Source organism: Halobaculum magnesiiphilum (assembly GCF_019823105.1).
Classification (GTDB): Archaea; Halobacteriota; Halobacteria; order Halobacteriales; family Haloferacaceae; genus Halobaculum; species Halobaculum magnesiiphilum.
Window position 1 is genome coordinate 165,185 of sequence record NZ_CP081960.1, and the last position, 13,144, is coordinate 178,328.

Sequence of the window (13,144 nt, forward strand, 5' to 3'; positions counted from 1 at the left end):
CCAGGTGGACCAGATGGTCCTCGGCGTACTGCCGGTACCACGCGGTCTCGTCGTCGGCGCCGGCGTATCGATCGACGGCACTTGCGGTGTCGCCGTCGGCGGCCTCGGCAGCGTCGCTGTCGGCCGTGGTGCCGTCGGCCCGACCGACGCCGTCAACGGGCTCCCCACCGTCGCCGACGGATGTCTCGGCGGATCCGGTGTCCGCGTTGGTCCCGTCGCCGGCGTGTGATTCGGAGTCGTCCCCGTCGGCGGGGTCGTCGGGGGAGCTAATGGCCCCCCACCTCCGAGACGCCGTACAGCCCCTGCGGCTTCACGATCAGCGTGATCACGAGCACGAGGAACACCACCATCTCCGGCAGGCCGGTGAAGTCGACGAAGTTCTGGAACCACCACGTCATCGACGAGTCGACCAGGCCGACGATCAGCGCCGCGACGACGGTGCCGCGGAACGTTCCCAGCCCGCCGACGATCACGACGACGAACGCCGGGAGCAGCGTTTCCGCGGCCAGCGGGACCGACGCGCCCCACGATGGGTCCCACGCGAGCAGCACGCCGGCGGCGCCGGCAATGCCGGTCCCGAGCGCGAACACGACGGTGAACACCCGGTTCACGTCGACACCGAGCGCCGACAGCATCTCGCTGTCCTCGCCGCCGGCGCGCACGAACAGCCCGTAGCGCGTCCGGGTGAGAAACAGGTGGACGCCGACGACGGTCGCGACGCCGAACAGGATGTGGAACAGCTCCAGCCCGCTCGCGGAGACGCCGGCGACGCCGAGTGAGTCGGCGAGGAACGCCGGCTTCGTCCCGAGGACGTCCTGCCAGACGGTCGTCGGCTGCAACCCGTAGAACAGCACGACGATGCGCGCCAGCTCGTCGAGTACCAGCGTCACGCCGAAGGTGAGTAGGATCTGATACAGCGGCGGCCGGTCGTAGATCGGTCTGACGAGCCCGATCTCCACACCGCCGCCGAGGGCTGCGAGGGCACCGAAGGCGACGACGACGGCGACGCCGAACGCGAGCAGCCGCCCGGCCCCGCCGGTCGACTGCGCGACTACGGTCACGAGCACCAGCCCGCCGAGGTACGCGCCGAGCATCGTCAACGACCCGTGGGCGAAGTTGAGCACGCCCATCAGCCCGAACACGAGCGTCAGGCCGGCGGCGATCATCACGTAGAGGCTCGCCTCGGCGATCCCGCGGACGATCACGTCCGCGAGCGTCGTCGGCGAGAGGAACTCGATCAACGCGTCCGCGAACTGCAGGGGGAGCGCCGTCCCGACGGACGCGAGCGAGGCCAGCGACGCCACCGGAGCCAGCGATGCCATCACCTGAGCGATCGCGCTCATGCCGAGAGGTACCTCCGAAGTCGGTCGCCGTCGGCGCTGACGGCATCGGTGTCGCCCTCGTCGACGACGGTGCCGTGATCGAGCACGTAGAACCGGTCGGCAACGTCGAGCGCGAGCGGGAGGTTCTGTTCGACCAGCAGCATCGTCGTGTCGCTGGCCGCCTCGGTTAGTGCCTCGGCGACCGCCTCGACGATGAGCGGCGCCAGCCCCTCGCTTGGCTCGTCGACGAGCAGCAAGTCGTTGTCGCCGACGAGACCACGGGCGATGGAAAGCATCTGCTGTTGCCCGCCCGAGAGGTCGCCCGCCTTCGCGTCGCGTCGCTCCCGGAGGTCCGGGAACGTGTCGAATGCCAGATCCAGCGCCGCGTCGGCGTCGTCGGCGTCCGGGACGGCCACGCGGACGTTCTCCTCGACGGTGAGCTGTCCGAACATCCGCCTGTTCTCGGGGATCCACCCGAGGCCGCGGGCGGCGACCTCGTGAGTCTCGCGGCCCACGAGCTCCTCGCCGCGGTATCGGATCGATCCCTCACGCGGGGGCGTGAGCTGCAACACCGAGCGCAGCGTCGTCGTCTTCCCGACGCCGTTGCGCCCCATCAACGCGACAACCTCGCCCTCGTACACCTCCAGATCGACGCCCTCGAGCACGTGACTGTCGCCGTAGTACGTCTCGACGCCCGATAGCGATAGCAGCGGGTCGCCGCGGTCGTCGGTCGTGGACTCGCCGGCGACACGGTCGTCCGCGTCAGTACTCGCATCCGAACTCGCGTTCGACTCGGCGCTCGTGTCCGTGCTCACGCCGGTTCACCCCCGTTCGTTCCCGTGTCAGCGTCGTCGCCGGCGTCGGACGATGCGCCGTTGCTCGCGCTTCCGGGCTCGTAGCCGCCGAGATACGCCTTCTGGACGGCGGGATCGTCCCTGACGGCGGCTGGCTCGTCGTCGGCGATCACCGCACCTTGGTTGAGCACGACGACGCGGTCGGATACCTCCATCACGATGTCCATGTTGTGCTCGACGAGCAGCACGGCGTGATCCGTCGCCACGTCCTCGATGAGGTCGACGACGCGGTCGACGCTCTCGGAGGAGACGCCCGCGTTCGGCTCGTCGAGCAGGAGGACATCCGGGTCGCCGGCGAGCGCGATACCCACCTCGAGCTGGCGCTTCGCCCCGTGCGACAACGCGCTGGCGGGTTCCTCGGCGCGATCCGCCAGGTCGACGCGGTCGAGGATCGCGTACGCCTCCTCGATGTACCGGTCGAGCTGCCCGGCGTTGCGCCAGAAGTTTGTGCCGTCGCCGCCGGCGGCCTGTGCGGCGACGCGGACGTTCTCCAGCACGCTCGAGTTCGGGAACACGTTCGTCACCTGATACGACCGATGGACGCCCAGCGACGCGATCTCGTGTGGCGCGTCGCCGGTGATGTCGCGCCAGCCGTCGGCGTCTTCCGCGTCACCGTCCGCTGCGTCGGCTTCATCGCTGCCGGTCGTGACGCTCCCGTCGTTCCCGGTTCGGAATTCGACGGCGCCCTCGGTCGGTTCGAGCACCCCCGTCAGGAGGTTGAAGAACGTCGTCTTGCCGGCGCCGTTGGGGCCGATCAGCGAGCACAGCTCGTCGTCGCCGAGCGCGAAGTCCACGTCGTCGACGGCGGTGAGCCCGCCGAACCGCTTCGTGAGACCACTCGTGCGAAGCATCTACAGCGAGCAGGTCATGTCGTCGCCGTCGGCCGGGATCGTCGTTTCCTCGGCCGCGATGCGCGCGACGGGGTCGCTCGGCTGGACGGCCGCTCCCCAGGTGTCACTCCACTCGTCGGCCGTGGGGACGACGTTCGCGACAGTCATCTCCGAGCGGGCCTGGTTGTTGTACTCCTGGAAGGTGTAGGCGTCAGTCCCCTTCGGCGTCTCCGCGACGGTCATCCCGCGCAGCGCCTCGGCGATGTCGGCGCCCTCGGTCGAGCCGCCCTCCTCGACGCCCTGCACGATCGCGGAGGCCGCCGTGAACGTCCCCGACGTGAACAGGTCCGGCACCCGCCCGTAGGCGTTCACGTAGCCGTCGACGAACGCCGAGTTGATCTCGTTATCGTACTGGTTCCAGTGGTACCGGGTGGTGAACGGCCCGACGCCGAGGCCGTCGAGCTTCTCCTCGGTGAGCGGCTCGCCGAGCTGGTTCTGGAGCAGGCCGCCGACGACGTTGTTCGTGATCGCGGTCGCGAAGCCGCCGAACACGGTGAAGTCGTAATCGCCCTGGAGGTACGTCGTGAACAGGTTCGGGAGCGTCGCGACGGTGAACCCGCCGACGATCCCCTCGGCGCCCGCCTCGACGGCGTTGTCGAGCAGCCCCTCCCACTCGCTGTACCCCTGCGGGACGAACCGCTTGCCGACGATCTCGACTCCCTCGTTCGTGAGCACCTGCTCGTAGTTGTTGACGACGGCGCGGCCGAACGAGTAGTCGGCGCCGAACAGGAACACCCGCGACACGTCCGACTCCTGGGCGACGTACTTCCCGCCCGAGCGCGCGTCCATCGCCGTGTTCTCCGAGGCGCGGAAGACGTTGTCGGCGCACGTCTCCGAGTCGCCGGTGAGCGACGCCGACGCGGCCGGCCCGGCCATGTACGGGACGCCGGCCTGCTGGGCGACCGTCGTGCTCACGCGGCTGGCGGCCCCCGAGGAGGCGCAGCCGAACAGCATGTCCACCTCCTGGTCGGTGACGAGATTCGTGGCGAGCGTCTGGGCGGTGTCCGCCGAGAACTGCGTGTCGCGGATGTACAGCTCGTAGTCCACGTCGCCCACGGTGACTGTCTGGCTGCCTGTCTCGGCGGTCACCGCCGGCTCGACTCCGGCCTTGTACGCGAGCCCGCAGGAGAAGCCCCACAGCGACTGTTGGCCGTAGTACTGGAGGTCGCCCGAGATGGGCTGCAGCACACCGATCTTCACCGTCCCGGACGCCCCGCTCGAACTTCCCGTCGTTGTCCCGTCCATGTCGTCGCTCGTCTCCGTGTCCGCCGCCGCGGTATCTCCGTCGGTTTCGGTTCCGTCGCCGCCGTTCCCGCCGGCACAGCCGGCTAAACCCGCGATGCCCGTCGCACCCAGCGCGGCCAGCGTCCGGCGTCGTGTGATACGCTCACTCATACAGTGCTGTACTGTGACGTATCCGGCAAGAACTGCGGGGTTAACATGTGAACGAGGCGGCGTTCGCCGGGATCGGATCCGAGGCGAGCAGGAGTTCGAACGGCTGTACGACAGCACGGGTGAGACCTAGCGTCCGTCTCGCCGCGTCCAGCTCCGTAGAAACCTATTGGACCGACACGATCTGCGGTGAAACAGCCGGTACGTAGGATTGCATATGGAGTAAATGTCTTGGCCCTATTTTACTACTCTACCGGCGGACTTCGTGATTCTGTGGTTGAGTATTTAAGTAAGTCAGATAGACAATGCGTTGGTTAGATATATAAGTACTCGCGTTAACCAATGTATCATGGCGTTGCTGGAGCAACCCAATCGAGAACGTGGCTTCACCAAGGAGCGGATTATTCGCGTCCTGTTAAACCACACCGGAAATGATCTGACGAAGTACCGGCTGGCGCAGCTAGCAGACGCATCCGAACCGTGGACGCGGCAATACACGGAGAAACTCGAAGAAGTGGGACTGATCAAGGGAACCGAGGTTGTCGGTGCTGCTGATCTGTACCGAGTCTGGTTGGACCAACGGATTGAGCCGAATCAACTGGAAATATCACTCCAGCAGCCGATGGACCTGTTAGCAGAAACCGACCTAGAGTATGCGTTAACGACGTACCAAGCAGAAAACCTCCACCAAGGGTTCCTCTTCGCCTCCAGCACTGACTTCTACATCTCCTCCGAGGACATTAGTAACTGGCTTGAAACCGTTGAGGAGAAGGGATTACTGGGTGGTGGGAATACCCGGATCAGGGTTCTGGACGATCACGTATTCTATAAGCAACAGCGTGTCGATGGGTTCTCGACCGTATCCATCCCGCAGTTGATTCTGGATCTGCTTGCGGAGGGCGGACCGTGTGAGGAGGCCGCAGAGAAACTCATTGATTCATATCACGGTGAGCAACGATGGTGAGACAGTACTATATCCCGCAGGTAACAGCGCTGTCCGAGCAGGAGCTTCAGGCAGTGTTTGAGGCTGCTGAGCCACCTATCTGCTTGCTCGGTGGCTGGGCAGTCCATCTCCACGTCAATCCCGGCTTTCACTCCGAGCATAGTCGGGAGTACATCGGGTCGCGTGACATCGATATCGGCGTCCATGTAGACTCCGACTGGAGTGATGAAGAACTCCTTGGGACTCCGATTGGGACATCTATCTCGGCAATCGAGGACCTGGGATACACGAAAAGCCGGTTTGGGTTTGTTCAGAACTTTCTCCGTGACAGCCAAGAGCGCATCAGTGAGGACGAGGCCAGCGAATATGGGATGCACGAGGTGTTCCAAGTCTACGTTGACGTAATTCCGAATACCACAGAGTTAGACGGGTTCCGGGAGGTGTTCGGGTTCAAGCCGCCAGCAGAATCCCTGCTTGCACCGGTGTTCGAGGACGACAGGGGCGAACCATTATCTGAATATGTTTCGTGGTCACCATCCAGCCAGAAGCTGATTGTCCCACCAGCATTGTTGGCAGCGATGAAGATTCGGTCGCTTCCAGATCGGGATAAGAGCCACAAGCGGGTGAAGGATGTCTCTGATCTTCATGCCCTTCTCTGGTACGTCAAAGACTACGGTGAGATGAAAACAGACGCACTGGAGTACGTCTCGAAATCTGACTTGGGTCGGATGGAGGATGCAGTAGACGAAACCATATTCGAAAACGCAGCGCAACTCCTCCAAATCGACCAACAGCTCATCAGTGACTCGATTACACGACTAATGCAGTAGTGTCTATTTAGGGTTTCTCCGGTGGATCTCGGGAATACGTCCTACAATCGAATTTTCCCGTACCTCTACGTACCAATCCGGTCGTTTGAGCTTGAGGAGGACTCGTCTGAATAAAAATCTCGTGTTAACAACTCCGTCTCTAATCGCTGTGCTAACTGACTCGTCTGTATTTCACATGGCTACCAATCAGGAACCGCTCGTAATCCACCGGAGTCGAGGGATTTCATCCCCTCTGAGCGGAAACCCCACGTGTCAACTCCGGGCTCTCCCCAAGGCACCACCTGAGTCAGAAATCCGCGAGCCGTATCACCTCGACGGCGGTCAGGACGAACCAGGCCATCCAGATGGTAAACGTGACCAACGCTGCAGTGTAGTACGCCACGCTCGAACCGAGCGAGGACGCGACCCCGAACGCCACTGCCACACTGGCAACAGCGGCGGCGTGACGGCGCCAGTCGCGGAGGGCCTCCATGAGCACCGCGTGTGCCGGATAGCTCGCCATCGGGGACCGTTCGTCGCCCGCGGAGAAAAACCGTTCCGGGATCGACAACCCTGAACATACCGGACAGTCTACTCAAGCGCCCGTCTGGCTGAATATCCTGGACGCTGCTCCTCCACGACCTAGTCACGAGCGGCTATCCTGATGACGGCCTCGGGGCCCTCGACACGCTCGCGTCGGGGAACGGCGTACCGGCCCGCACACTCGTGGGCGACGAAGCCGCCGAGCATGGGATCGTCCGCGCGTCCCGCCTCAGCACCGAAAGTCATGTTACCGCAAGGATACCAGTTCCGCTCAACGAAGGCGAATATGATACTGGTACTCGACAACGCGGTCGACGGCGGCTACATGGCCGGCGAGATCGTGCACTTCCTTCCCGACGCTCGCGCGTACAACTACCCGAACGAGGACGGCGACCCGAGCCTCGAGGACGTGGACGGCGTCGTCATCGGCGGGAGCGGCGCCGGCGTGTACGACGAGCCGGACCAGCCGTGGATCACCGAGCAGAAGCGGTTCGCGCGCCGCCTCGTCGAGGACGGCGTGCCGACGCTCGGCATTTGTTTCGGCCACCAGATCCTGAACGCCGCCCTCGGCGGGGAGGTCGAGGACAGCGGAACCTCCCGGCTCCACCTCCGTGACGCCGAGTTCGACGACGACCCCCTCTTCGACGGGGTCGAACCAACCGTGCCCGTCCTTCACTCCGACGTGGTTACCGAACTCGGGGAGGGGATGGAGATCATCGGCCGCGCGGACTACTACGAGTACTTCGCAACCCGGCACCGCGACAGCCCAGTGTGGTCCGTCCAGTATCACCCGGAGTTCACGCCGCGGATCGTCGACGAGTACGACGACTGGGAGGAGTCCGACCGCTCCTTCGCGGACGCTACCGCCACACGAACGCTCGCCAACTTCGCGGACCTCGTGGCGTCCCACGCCGGCGAGTGAGCCAGGACCGCACACGAGTTCTCGGGTACCGTGAACCAGAGGGCGAATCGCCGATAGTGTCCCGGAACGAGCGTCCGAGGCGGGTCACTCCTCCAGTTCGCCCATCGCGTCGACGACGCGCTGGAGCATCTTCCGCTGGCCGCGCCGGAGGTTCTTCGAGACGGCCGGCTTGGACACGTCGAACTCCTCGGCGAGTGTGCCGAGCGTGGCCGAGCGCGGACTCTCGAAGTACCCCTCCGAGGCCGCCGTCTGCAGCGTCTCGCGCTCCACGTCCGAGAGGTCCTTGCAGCCCTCGATGAGCGTCATCGCGGCGCCGGCGTTCTGAATGAACCCCTGCAACTCCGGCAGATCGGGCTCGTCGCGTTCCAAGACCTCGTACTCGTTGTCGCGGTCGAGCCGCGAGAGGGTCCCGTCGGCCTCGCCGCGGCCGTCGAAGCCGACGTGCCACAGCTCGGAGCCGTCCGCGATGTAGAAGGGACCGGTGATGTAGCCGCCGCCGTCGCGGATGGTCGACATCGCGGCCGTCTCGTCGATGACGGTCCGGATGTGGCCGACGCCGCCGGTTTTCGAGAGGAGGTTATACTCGCGCAGGCCGTCGTGCTCGCGCAACTCCGTGAGCCCCCGCCCGAGCGACTCGCGGTCGTCACCCTCGACGACCATGCGCGTCTCCAGCGTGTCGGTCGCGGTGTCGAACTCCCAGTGCACCGCCGAGAACGCCAGATCGTGCTCCTCGGTGGCGTGGATGAACGGACAGTCGTACTGCTCCATGTCCAAGGTGACGTCGATCATGGTGCTCCCCGACCTTCGTGGGAAATTCGGGACGAACTACATAATTGTTTGTGTGGTGACTCCCAGGTCGGTCCCGCCCCCCGGTCGAGGATACAGTCTTTGTCGCCGGGAGCCTCCGGGACGGCAGAATGAAACGAACTGACGGCGCTCGGGTCGTCGCGGTGACCGGTGCGAACGAGGGGATCGGCCACGGCATCGCGGCCGCGCTGCTCGCCGACGGCGACCGGGTCGCCGTGCTCGACGTGAACGGCGACGGCGTCGACGCCCTCGCGGCGACCCACGGCGACGCCGTCCGGTATCACGAGTGCGACGTGACGGACGACGACTCGGTGACGACGGCGGTGGGCGCCGTCCGCGACGAGTGGGGACACATCGACGTGCTCGTCAACAACGCCGCGGTGTTCACCGCCGGCGCGTTCCTCGATCGCGATCCGACGGATCTCCGGCGGGAGTTCGACGTGAACTATTTCGGCACCGTCCGCACGATGCGGGCCGTTCTCCCCGAGATGCTGAAGCGCGATGCCGGGACGGTCCACACCGTCAGTTCCGGTGCCGGGATCGTCGGCCACCCGCTGCTCTCGGGGTACGCCTCGACGAAGGGGGCCCTCGAGGCGCTCGTCCGCTCGGTCCGCTCGGAACTGCGCCACGCGAACGTCGCGGTCACGCTGATGCACCCGCCCCTGACGAACACGCGCTCGGCGGCGCGGATCGGCTACCCCGAGTCGCTGCTCGCCGACCCCGATGAGGTCGGGCGGAAACTGGCCCGGAAGGTCGACCGCACCGACGCCGTCATCTACGCGGACTGGCGAACGCGGTTGGGGATCGCGCTCTCGCGGCGCTTCCCCGCGCTCGTGGACCGTGGAACCGCGCGGTTCGTCGAGGAGGGGGAGTAGGGTTCGTCACTCGTCCTCGCCGAACCGCTCGCGCACCGCCTCGCGGTCGATCTTCGAGGGACCCGAGTACGGGACCTCGTCCACGAACGCGAGGTGTTTCGGGTGTTTGAACCGCGCGAGGCGGCTGTCGAGGAACGCCGTCACGTCCTCCAGCGTCAGCGACTCGTCGCCGTCGATGACGGCCTTCCCGACGGTCCCCCACGTGTCGTCGGGGACGCCGATGACGACCGCCTCCCTGACGCCCGGATGATCGGTGAGCGCGTCCTCGACTTCGGGCGGAAAGACGTTCTCGCCGCCGCTGACGAACATGTTCTTCTTGCGCCCTTCGATGTGGTAGTAGCCGTCGTCGTCGACGCGCGCGAGGTCGCCGGTCGACACCCACCCGCCGCCGAACGTCTCGGCGGACTCCTCGGGGGCGTTCCAGTAGCCGTCGGCTGCCGCGGGACTGGACAGTTCGAGCTCGCCGACGGTCCCGTGCTCGACGGGGTCGCCCTCGGCGTCGACGACCCGCGCGGAGACGTGGGGCGCGGGGACGCCGACGGCGTCGGCCTTCTCGCGGGGCCAGTCGTCGGGCATCGCGAAGTTGTTCGGGCCGCACTCGGTGAGGCCGTATCCCTGCGAGAGGTCGACGCCGCGGTCCCACCACGCCTCCAGCACCGAGCGTCGGCAGGGGCCGCCGCCGGACTTGGCGAACCGCAGCGACGACAGATCCGTGTCGGCCCAGTCGTCGTGGTCGCGCATCATCCGCAACACCGCCGGCACCGCGACCAGCACCGTCGCGTCCCGGTCGTCGACGACCCCCAACACCTGGCCGGGATCGAACCCGCGGGCGATCACGACGGTCCCGCCGGTGTGGAACAACGGTACCGTGAGCACGTTCCACCCGCCGGTGTGGAACATCGGGAACGGCATCGGCGTCACGTCGTCGCCGCGGAGGTTCCACGCCGCGATCGTCGTCATCGAGTTCCAGTACACCGCCCGGTGGGTGATCACCGTCTGCTTCGGCGTCCCGGTCGACCCGCCGGTGTGGAGGAACAGGTGGGGGTCCGACAGCGACACCTCGGGGCGGTCGAGTTCGTCCACGCTCCCGTCCGAACTCGTTCGCCATCCCGCCCCGCCCCCCTCCGGCCGGGCGTCCTCGAACGACTCTCCCCCGAGGTCGTCGGCCGCGCTCGCGACGGCGTCGGCGTCGTCGCCGACGACGAACACCCGAACGTCGGTGCGGTCGATGTCTCCCTCGTCGAGCGCGTCGGCCGCGAGGTCCGCGAACGCCGCCTCGACGACGACCGCGGCGGGGTCGGTGTCGCCGACGAGCTCGGCCAGCTCCGGCGGCGCCAGCCGGTGGGACAGCGGCGCGAGCACGGCGCCGACTTTCCCGGTCGCGAAGAACAGGTCGACCAGCGCCGGCCGGTTCCGAGAGAGCGTCACCACCCGGTCGCCCTTCTCCACGCCCGCGGACTGGAGGACTCGTGCGGTCCGGACCGCGCGATCGTCCAACTCGGCGTAGGTGTACTCTCGGCCGGTCGTCCCGTCGACGAGCCCCACGCGGTCGGGCGACAGCGACGCGCGACGACCGGACCAGTCGCCGACCCAGTCGGGACCGGAGGAGGGCGGGCTGGTCGTTCCTTTCTCGTCCGGGGCGCCCGTGTCCCCCTCAGGCATCGGCGAGGAACTCGACGAGAAGGTCGTTCACGCGTTCGGACTCCTCGATGAAGAACAGGTGCGAGCCCCCCTCGACGAACTCGGCGTCCGCGTTCGGGATCGCCTCCGCGAGCAACTCGCCGTTCTCGACGGGGAGCACCCGATCGTCGGTCCCGTGGGCGACGAGCGTCGGAACGTCGAGCGTGTCGAGTTCGTCGCTCGCGTCGAACGCCTGCACCGCCGCCGCCTGCGCCTCCCGGGCCCTCGGCGGCGCGTCCGACTCCAAGCGCCAGTCGACGATCCGCTCGATCAGCTCCGGGTTCCCCTCGATGAACCCGTCGGTGACGGCGGGCGCCATCTTGTAGCGGATCGCCTCGCGCTCGTCGGCGTCGTCGGGGACCGAGAACATCCGCGCGAGCGTCGACTCCGGCGTCGGCACCGCGTCGGGGCCGCCCGGGGAGGTGCACAGCAGCGCCAGCGACCGCGCCCGGTCGTACGACAGGGCGTACCGCTGGGCGACCATCCCGCCCATGGACGCGCCGACGATGTGCGCCTCCTCGATCCCGGAGTCGGCGAGCACCGCCTCCAGGTCGCCGGCGAGTTGATCTATTGTGTACGGCCCCTCCGGCACGTCCGACTCGCCCGTCCCGCGGTTGTCCCACAGCACCACGTGATAGGCGTCCGTCAGCGCGTCGGCCTGCCAGTTCCACATCCAGCGCCCGTAGCCGAGCCCCTCACAGAGGACGACCGTCTCCGCCTCGGCCGGGTCGCGCCCGCGCTCCTCGTAGGCGATCGCGACGCCGTCGTGATCCGCGGTTTGCACGAGGGATCCCAGCGCTCGCGTCACCTTCAAGCGGGCGCTTCACATGTTAACCCGCGACGCTTTCCCCGACCCGCGACGAGCACGACCATGCCAGTCGCAACCGTCGGCGACGCCGCGACCGCGAGCATCGACGTGACGGCCGAGACTATCGACGAGTACGCCGCCCTCACGGGCGACGAGAACCCGATACACCTCGACGAGGCGTACGCGAGCGAGACCATGTTCGGCGGCCGGATCGCCCACGGGATGCTCGGTGCCGGCGTCGTCAGCGCCGCGCTCGCGTCGCTTCCAGGCGACATCGTGTATCTCGATCAGGATTGTTCGTTCGAGGCCCCGGTACGACCGGGCGACACGATCGAGGCGCGCGCCAGCGTCGAGGAGGAGATCGGCGGCGACCGGATCCGCGTCGAAACGGTCGCGTCGGTCGACGGCGAGCCGGTGATCGAGGGGGAAGCGACGGTGCTGTCGGTGCCCCACGACGCCTGACCGGGGTGGACTCGGCGTCCGGTCCCCCGGTTCGTCGCCGGTGGACCGCTTGGTCGAACCGTTCAATGTGTCGGGCGACGAAGACGCGGGCGTCACGACGCGTGAGAGGACGACGGATGTTCGAGGACAGGAACGACGCCGGCGACCGGGTGGCCGCCCTCCTCGCGGAGCGCGGCGTCGAAGCCGAAATCGTGCTCGCGGTGCCGCGGGGTGGGCTCCCGATCGGTCGCGCGGTTGCCGACCGCCTGGGGGTACCGCTCGACATCGTTTCCGCCCGAAAGATCGGCGCCCCGTGGAACCCGGAACTCGCGATCGGTGCCGTCGCGAGCGACGGCAGCGTCTGGCTCAACGAGGAGCTCATCGCGGACGCCGGGATCGACGACGAGTACGTCGCCGAGCGTCGCGAGCGCGAACGCGAAGCCGCCCGTGAGAAGGTGGACCGCTACCGCGGCGACCGTCCACCGTTGGAACTGGCGGGCAAACGCGTCGTCGTCGTCGATGACGGCGTTGCGACCGGCGCGACGATGCACGCGTGTCTCCGGCAGATCGCCGCCGCGGACGCCGACCGGATCGTGTTGGCCGTTCCGGTCGCTCCCCCGGACACCCTCGCCCGGCTGGCCGCCGAGGTCGACGACGTTGTTTGCGTGGAGACCCCGTCATCTTTCGGCGCAGTCGGGCAGTTCTACCGAATATTCGATCAGGTCACCGACGAACAAGCCCGTTCGTACCTTACCACTGACGGACACTGACGGGTACACGACGATTGCTGCCGATCTGATACGCTTCGAACCCCACCCGTCTCCGAAGACACGGCCGACGTTGAGCAGCCGGCCGGGA

16 protein-coding genes are annotated in these 13,144 nt (G+C 66.8%); 7 read left to right on the forward strand and 9 right to left on the reverse strand.

All coding sequences use genetic code 11. The features are described 5' to 3' along the window. The first annotated feature begins 4 nt into the window (after window positions 1–4). Entirely contained in the window at window positions 5–229 is a 225-nt protein-coding gene (locus tag K6T50_RS17310; protein WP_222609484.1) for a hypothetical protein, read from the forward strand. Between the two features lie 37 nt (window positions 230–266). On the opposite strand, the gene K6T50_RS17315 is transcribed toward K6T50_RS17310, so the two are convergent. The 4 genes from K6T50_RS17315 to K6T50_RS17330 form a co-directional block, all read right to left on the reverse strand. Beyond that, window positions 267–1,343, reverse strand: a complete 1,077-nt coding sequence (locus K6T50_RS17315) for a branched-chain amino acid ABC transporter permease (protein WP_225935485.1) — start codon at window positions 1,341–1,343, stop codon at window positions 267–269. Continuing rightward, on the reverse strand, window positions 1,340–2,032 hold the full coding sequence (locus K6T50_RS17320) for an ABC transporter ATP-binding protein (RefSeq protein WP_222609562.1): 693 nt from the start codon (window positions 2,030–2,032) through the stop codon (window positions 1,340–1,342). Before K6T50_RS17320 ends, K6T50_RS17315 begins: the two co-directional genes overlap by 4 nt. A gap of 101 nt (window positions 2,033–2,133) precedes the next feature. Next, window positions 2,134–3,027 carry an ABC transporter ATP-binding protein gene (locus K6T50_RS17325; RefSeq protein WP_222609485.1) on the reverse strand — a complete coding sequence of 298 codons (894 nt, stop codon included), beginning with the start codon at window positions 3,025–3,027 and terminating at the stop codon, window positions 2,134–2,136. Next, on the reverse strand, window positions 3,028–4,461 hold the full coding sequence (locus tag K6T50_RS17330; protein WP_222609486.1) for an ABC transporter substrate-binding protein: 1,434 nt from the start codon (window positions 4,459–4,461) through the stop codon (window positions 3,028–3,030). Between the two features lie 346 nt (window positions 4,462–4,807). Here K6T50_RS17330 and K6T50_RS17335 point away from each other — a divergent pair, with 346 nt between their 5' ends. Beyond that, window positions 4,808–5,422: a hypothetical protein gene (locus K6T50_RS17335; RefSeq protein WP_222609487.1), complete on the forward strand. Its 615-nt coding sequence runs from the start codon at window positions 4,808–4,810 to the stop codon at window positions 5,420–5,422. Beyond that, the gene (locus tag K6T50_RS17340) at window positions 5,416–6,231 is read left to right on the forward strand and encodes a nucleotidyl transferase AbiEii/AbiGii toxin family protein (protein ID WP_222609488.1); all 816 of its coding nucleotides are present in this window, start codon (window positions 5,416–5,418) and stop codon (window positions 6,229–6,231) included. Before K6T50_RS17335 ends, K6T50_RS17340 begins: the two co-directional genes overlap by 7 nt. 286 nt (window positions 6,232–6,517) lie before the next feature. Here the strand turns inward: K6T50_RS17340 and K6T50_RS17345 are convergent, their stop codons facing one another. Together K6T50_RS17345 and K6T50_RS17350 are read right to left on the reverse strand one after the other, a co-directional pair. After that, a complete protein-coding gene (locus K6T50_RS17345; protein ID WP_225935486.1) occupies window positions 6,518–6,733 on the reverse strand; it encodes a hypothetical protein in 216 nt (71 codons plus the stop codon). Between the two features lie 119 nt (window positions 6,734–6,852). Further along, window positions 6,853–6,999: a hypothetical protein gene (locus K6T50_RS17350; RefSeq protein ID WP_222609489.1), complete on the reverse strand. Its 147-nt coding sequence runs from the start codon at window positions 6,997–6,999 to the stop codon at window positions 6,853–6,855. A 40-nt stretch (window positions 7,000–7,039) separates the two neighbouring features. Between K6T50_RS17350 and K6T50_RS17355 the strand changes: the two genes are divergently transcribed. Beyond that, entirely contained in the window at window positions 7,040–7,675 is a 636-nt protein-coding gene (locus K6T50_RS17355) for a type 1 glutamine amidotransferase (protein WP_222609490.1), read from the forward strand. Between the two features lie 84 nt (window positions 7,676–7,759). Here K6T50_RS17355 and K6T50_RS17360 read toward each other — a convergent pair whose 3' ends face one another. Then, window positions 7,760–8,464 carry a helix-turn-helix domain-containing protein gene (locus tag K6T50_RS17360; protein WP_222609491.1) on the reverse strand — a complete coding sequence of 235 codons (705 nt, stop codon included), beginning with the start codon at window positions 8,462–8,464 and terminating at the stop codon, window positions 7,760–7,762. Between the two features lie 128 nt (window positions 8,465–8,592). Here K6T50_RS17360 and K6T50_RS17365 point away from each other — a divergent pair, with 128 nt between their 5' ends. Next, the gene (locus K6T50_RS17365) at window positions 8,593–9,357 is read left to right on the forward strand and encodes an SDR family NAD(P)-dependent oxidoreductase (protein ID WP_222609492.1); all 765 of its coding nucleotides are present in this window, start codon (window positions 8,593–8,595) and stop codon (window positions 9,355–9,357) included. A 6-nt stretch (window positions 9,358–9,363) separates the two neighbouring features. On the opposite strand, the gene K6T50_RS17370 is transcribed toward K6T50_RS17365, so the two are convergent. Together K6T50_RS17370 and K6T50_RS17375 are read right to left on the reverse strand one after the other, a co-directional pair. Then, window positions 9,364–11,019 (reverse strand): AMP-binding protein, encoded by a 1,656-nt coding sequence (locus tag K6T50_RS17370; protein WP_222609493.1) that lies wholly within the window; start codon window positions 11,017–11,019, stop codon window positions 9,364–9,366. Then, window positions 11,012–11,821, reverse strand: coding sequence for an alpha/beta fold hydrolase (locus K6T50_RS17375; RefSeq protein WP_222609494.1), 810 nt, complete (start codon window positions 11,819–11,821; stop codon window positions 11,012–11,014). Before K6T50_RS17375 ends, K6T50_RS17370 begins: the two co-directional genes overlap by 8 nt. Window positions 11,822–11,908: 87 nt before the next feature. On the opposite strand from K6T50_RS17375, the gene K6T50_RS17380 reads away from it, so the two are divergent. Together K6T50_RS17380 and K6T50_RS17385 are read left to right on the forward strand one after the other, a co-directional pair. Next, window positions 11,909–12,307 (forward strand): MaoC family dehydratase, encoded by a 399-nt coding sequence (locus tag K6T50_RS17380; protein WP_222609495.1) that lies wholly within the window; start codon window positions 11,909–11,911, stop codon window positions 12,305–12,307. Window positions 12,308–12,423: 116 nt separating this feature from the next. Continuing rightward, on the forward strand, window positions 12,424–13,056 hold the full coding sequence (locus K6T50_RS17385) for a phosphoribosyltransferase (RefSeq protein WP_222609496.1): 633 nt from the start codon (window positions 12,424–12,426) through the stop codon (window positions 13,054–13,056). Window positions 13,057–13,144: the final 88 nt, after the last annotated feature.

Coding starts and splice junctions, on each gene's coding strand:
- K6T50_RS17355 (WP_222609490.1), top strand. CDS start 7,040: ATGATACTGGTACTCGACAACGCGGTCGACGGCGGCTACATGGCCGGC.
- K6T50_RS17325 (WP_222609485.1), bottom strand. CDS start 3,027: ATGCTTCGCACGAGTGGTCTCACGAAGCGGTTCGGCGGGCTCACCGCC.
- K6T50_RS17380 (WP_222609495.1), top strand. CDS start 11,909: ATGCCAGTCGCAACCGTCGGCGACGCCGCGACCGCGAGCATCGACGTG.
- K6T50_RS17340 (WP_222609488.1), top strand. CDS start 5,416: ATGGTGAGACAGTACTATATCCCGCAGGTAACAGCGCTGTCCGAGCAG.
- K6T50_RS17330 (WP_222609486.1), bottom strand. CDS start 4,461: ATGAGTGAGCGTATCACACGACGCCGGACGCTGGCCGCGCTGGGTGCG.
- K6T50_RS17365 (WP_222609492.1), top strand. CDS start 8,593: ATGAAACGAACTGACGGCGCTCGGGTCGTCGCGGTGACCGGTGCGAAC.
- K6T50_RS17350 (WP_222609489.1), bottom strand. CDS start 6,999: ATGACTTTCGGTGCTGAGGCGGGACGCGCGGACGATCCCATGCTCGGC.
- K6T50_RS17370 (WP_222609493.1), bottom strand. CDS start 11,019: ATGCCTGAGGGGGACACGGGCGCCCCGGACGAGAAAGGAACGACCAGC.
- K6T50_RS17315 (WP_225935485.1), bottom strand. CDS start 1,343: ATGAGCGCGATCGCTCAGGTGATGGCATCGCTGGCTCCGGTGGCGTCG.
- K6T50_RS17385 (WP_222609496.1), top strand. CDS start 12,424: ATGTTCGAGGACAGGAACGACGCCGGCGACCGGGTGGCCGCCCTCCTC.
- K6T50_RS17360 (WP_222609491.1), bottom strand. CDS start 8,464: ATGATCGACGTCACCTTGGACATGGAGCAGTACGACTGTCCGTTCATC.
- K6T50_RS17345 (WP_225935486.1), bottom strand. CDS start 6,733: ATGGCGAGCTATCCGGCACACGCGGTGCTCATGGAGGCCCTCCGCGAC.
- K6T50_RS17335 (WP_222609487.1), top strand. CDS start 4,808: ATGGCGTTGCTGGAGCAACCCAATCGAGAACGTGGCTTCACCAAGGAG.